6 protein-coding genes and 1 pseudogene are annotated in these 3,901 nt (G+C 60.5%); 3 read left to right on the top strand and 4 right to left on the bottom strand.

Going from position 1 to position 3,901, the window contains the following annotated elements:
* Together ACP151_RS21070 and ACP151_RS21065 are read left to right on the top strand one after the other, a co-directional pair.
* On the top strand, nt 1–260 hold a 260-nt coding region (locus ACP151_RS21070), incomplete at its 5' end, for a type II toxin-antitoxin system Phd/YefM family antitoxin (protein WP_424980764.1).
* The gene (locus ACP151_RS21065) at nt 257–514 is read left to right on the top strand and encodes a Txe/YoeB family addiction module toxin (RefSeq protein WP_424980763.1); all 258 of its coding nucleotides are present in this window, start codon (nt 257–259) and stop codon (nt 512–514) included. The genes ACP151_RS21070 and ACP151_RS21065, both read left to right, overlap by 4 nt.
* Nucleotide 515: 1 nt before the next feature.
* Here ACP151_RS21065 and ACP151_RS21060 read toward each other — a convergent pair whose 3' ends face one another.
* From ACP151_RS21060 to tnpA, 4 genes are all read right to left on the bottom strand, one after another.
* Nucleotides 516–1,142 (bottom strand): hypothetical protein, encoded by a 627-nt coding sequence (locus tag ACP151_RS21060; protein WP_424980762.1) that lies wholly within the window; start codon nt 1,140–1,142, stop codon nt 516–518.
* Nucleotides 1,143–1,261: 119 nt separating this feature from the next.
* Nucleotides 1,262–2,764, bottom strand: coding sequence for an IS66 family transposase (gene tnpC / locus ACP151_RS21055; protein ID WP_424980761.1), 1,503 nt, complete (start codon nt 2,762–2,764; stop codon nt 1,262–1,264).
* 38 nt (nt 2,765–2,802) lie between these two features.
* A complete protein-coding gene (gene tnpB, locus ACP151_RS21050; RefSeq protein WP_424980760.1) occupies nt 2,803–3,174 on the bottom strand; it encodes an IS66 family insertion sequence element accessory protein TnpB in 372 nt (123 codons plus the stop codon).
* Nucleotides 3,171–3,518: an IS66-like element accessory protein TnpA gene (gene tnpA / locus ACP151_RS21045; protein WP_424980759.1), complete on the bottom strand. Its 348-nt coding sequence runs from the start codon at nt 3,516–3,518 to the stop codon at nt 3,171–3,173. The genes tnpB and tnpA overlap by 4 nt, the downstream gene beginning before the upstream one ends.
* Before the next feature lie 88 nt (nt 3,519–3,606).
* Here tnpA and ACP151_RS21040 point away from each other — a divergent pair.
* A pseudogene (locus ACP151_RS21040) lies at nt 3,607–3,901 on the top strand (transposase); the annotation flags it as partial.

Genomic DNA, 3,901 nt, shown 5'->3' with positions numbered 1-3,901 from the left:
CCATGGACGTGATGAAGTTTTCAGAGGTCCGCCAGGAATTGGCGGCGACAATAGATCGCGCGACGCAGGATTGTATCCCGATCGTGATCACCCGGTCCGGGGGTAAGCCCGCTGCCGTGCTTCTTTCCCTTGCTGAATACGAATCATTGTTGGAAACGCAGCATCTTTTGGGATCTGAGGCGAATATCCGCCAGTTGGTCGAAGCGCTGCGCGACCTGTCAGACGGGTTGCCTGCGGCAGAGGTCGGGAAGCAGGAATGAGAAAGCTGCGCTTTGCCGCACCGGTCTGGGAGGATTATCTGACCCTGCAACGGGCCGAACCTGCCCTGTCTGCCCGGCTGGATCAGCTATTGGACGCCTGTTGCCGCACGCCCTATGACGGGATCGGGCGACCTTGTGCTTTGGCCTCCCCCTTGAACGGATGGTGGTCACGCAGGCTGACCCATCGCCACCGTCTGGTGTATCGCGTGGTCGGTGATCAAATCTGGGTGGCGCAATGTCTCAGTAAGGTGTGAGTCACGTCGCGCGTGTCTCTATCCAGGCAACGGCAATGCTGTCATCTGCAGCGCGATAGGGTATGGCATAACCCTGCGCAGTTTTCAGTGCCGGATTTTGCCGCGCGGCACGCAGCCCCTGCGTAAGACCGCCCGATTTGACCAGCGCACGTTCTTCGGCATCCGCCGTGGATGAGATCCAGGCATTCAGATGGCGCAGCATGTCGGCCTCGGTGCTGATCCCCAGGGCGGCAAAGGCCGCCGGTTCACCTATCAGGGGCAACACCTCACCCATAAGGGACTTGTCTGTCGACTCAACAATCTCAAGCCGCCCCCGTTCGGTGAAGGCGCACAGGATGAGCGTCTGTTTCCGCGTGATTTGTGGCAGGCGCGCAGACAATTCTTCAACCGCACGCGGCGGGAGGCATGCGTCGTTGAGCATGTCCTGAGTGGCATGTGTGATCAGCCAAGCATTATCACCCAGCCGCAATCTGACCCATCCTGCGTCCCGCAGATTGTTCAACGCGCGCCAAATGCCCATACGGGAAAGCTGGGGCAGAATATTCTGTAAGTCGTTCAAAACCACCGGGCCGCTATGCGCAACGGCGCGATAGACTGCCAAAGTGCGGGTGGTAGGGGTATCAGCCATATTGGAAAGCTCTTTTGTAGCTTCGATCTTGTATGGTTTGGACCGGATATTGTTTCAACCCCCGCGTTCTTTTGTGACCGTCCGGCGAAGGCGCTCTGGCCCAGATCCTGTGGTCCCTGCTACGCTGCGATAGCAGCGTAGCGCCATGGCATGAGCTCGTTCAGGCGTGTGATCTTATGATCCGCGATCTGGGCCAGAACCCAGGTCAGCCAGGCCTGCGGATCTACGCTGTTCATCTTGGCGGTTTCGATCAGGGTATAGGCGATGGCGGCAGCTTTGCCGCCGCCTTCTGAGCCGACAAAAAGGTAGTTCTTGCGGCCTATGGCAATTGGCTTCATCGCCCGCTCCGCGGAATTGTTGTCGAGTTCCAGGATGCCATGATCCAGATAAGGGCTCAGTTTCTTCATCCGCGTCAAAGCATAGCGGATGGCCTTGGCCAGTTCGGATTTTCCCGGAATGCGGGCCAGCTGTGCGGCGAGCCAGGCCTCCAAATCATCGAGCAGCGGCTTTGACCGTGACTGGCGCAGCTGGACACGATCCTGCGGTGGCAATCCGCGGGCGTCCTTTTCCACGGCATATAGCTCAGCAATCCGGCGGATCGCCTCTTCAGCAACGGCCAGCCCCTGCGATTGGAACACATCGACGAACTTGCGGCGGATATGCGCCATGCAGGCAACTTCGCTGACAGCGCCAGAGCGGTACAGGTCATTGAAGCCGGAATAGCCATCCGCGTGCATCCAGCCTTTGTAATTGGCCAGATGCGCTGAGGGATGCTCGCCTTTGCGATTAGATGTGAACTGGTACCAGGCGGCAGGCGGATCAGCTCCGCCCCAAGGGCGTTCATCCCGCACATAGGTCCAGACGCGGGCTGTCGCGCACTTGCCCTTGGCCTGCATTTTGATTGGGGTATCATCCGCAAAGATGGCCTGGCCAGCCCGCACGTGACGGCCGATGGCATCAGCCAAGGGTTCCAGCAGCGCCGCAGACCGGCCGACCCAATCCGCCAGTGTGGAACGGTCCAGATCGATCCCTTCGCGGGCGTAGATCTGGGATTGGCGGTACAGGGGGCAGTGGTCGGCATATTTGCTGACCAGCACATGCGCCAAAAGGCCGGGACCAGGACGGCCCCGTTCAATCGGACGCGATGGCAGCGCAGATTGAACGATCCGGTCGCAATCCCGGCAGGCCATTCTCGGGCGGACAATACGGTTCACCACGAACCGGCCCGGCACATATTCCAGCTCTTCCGTCACATCTTCGGCAATGGTCCGCAGCTTGCCGCCGCATTTGCAGGCTTCGCCGGGCGTCAGAACCTGATCAATCCGGGGCAGTTCGGGCGGCAGCGGCTTGCGCTTGGGTTTGACCTTCTGCCCTTCGGCATCACCGTCAGGAACGTCTTCGCCGGCAACCTGCGCTGCCGCTGTTTCTTCTTCCTCCAGACGGAGCTGAAGCTGATCCAGACTTTCCGACTTTGAGCCGAACCGGTGCCGGTTATGCCCCGCAAGCTGGTGTTCCAGCTTGGCGATCCTCAGCGCCTGCGCCTTCACCAGATCAAGCAAACCCTCCGCTGTCTCGCGGAGTTCACCGGGATCGGAAGGCAGTGTTTTGGGCGCATCCAGCATGGGCCGGAATATACTCCGGCTATGGCGGAATGGGAATCCTACGGCTCTGCAATTGCGGGATAATTCCCAGCGGTCAGTGGCTTCCAGCTCTTCTGCGGCAACCGCCAGTCAATCCCTTCCAGAAGCATCGACAACTGAGCCGGTGTCAGGCTGATCTTACCGTCTTTGGCGGCGGGCCAGACGAACCGCCCCCGTTCCAGCCGCTTGGAAAACAGGCACGCCCCCTGGCCATCCCACCAGATGACCTTCAAAAGGTCTCCCCGTCGGCCCCGGAATACAAACAGGTGCCCGCAGAAAGGATCTTCGGCCAGCACCTTCTCGACCAGAGCCGACAGCCCGCCGAACCCTTTACGCATGTCCGTGACACCGGCGGCCAGCCAGATCTTCGTGCTTGCCGGAACCGGGATCACGAAGCCAGCTTCCGGATCAATGCGGCGAGCACATCGGGATCAAAGCCGCCCTGAACCTTCAGGCGGTGGCCGTTGGCAAGCTCCACCTCGATCTGCGCTCCGGCATCTGGCGGGGCTGAAGCAGGCTCAGCGTCCAGAACTTCAACCGGCAGGAACCGGGTGACGGGTTCTTCTTCAGCCTCGGACGCAAACCGGGGCTCTTTCAGCCAGTTGAAGACCTGATTGGCATTTACATCGTAGCGCCGTGCAACTTGGGCAACCGATACACCCGGCACCCGCGTCTGCGCGCAAATCATGCGCTTCTCGTCTTCAGACCAAGTCCGACGCCTGCGCCGCTTCGACATGTTCCACTCCGATAATGTCCATTTGTTCGCTAATGGACATTATCCATCACTAACGACCACCGTCAGTGCGGGCAGACCGGACGGTTACCATGGAGCCAGCCGCAGGCGTCAATGGCGCAAGGTGCATTTGGCCATGGACACCACCACATCCGACATCCGGGCGGTCGAGTTCACACCCAGCCGGGACGGCGACAGCCCTGTCCTGCCGGACCTGCTGGAGCAGATCCCCGAAGACGAGCAGATCGGCACCGTGACCGCTGATGGCGCTTATGACACTCGCAGGTGCCACGCCGCCATCATTGCCCGGGACGCAGAAGCAATCATTCCGGTACGGCGCAACGGGCGATTGTGGAAAGAGGACGGCCCCGCCGCCAAGGCGCGCA

The organism is Leisingera sp. S232 (genome assembly GCF_049800895.1).
Classification (GTDB): domain Bacteria; phylum Pseudomonadota; class Alphaproteobacteria; order Rhodobacterales; family Rhodobacteraceae; genus Leisingera.
The sequence above is the reverse complement of the archived record's forward strand: the minus strand, read 5'-3'. Positions and strand labels throughout refer to the sequence as shown.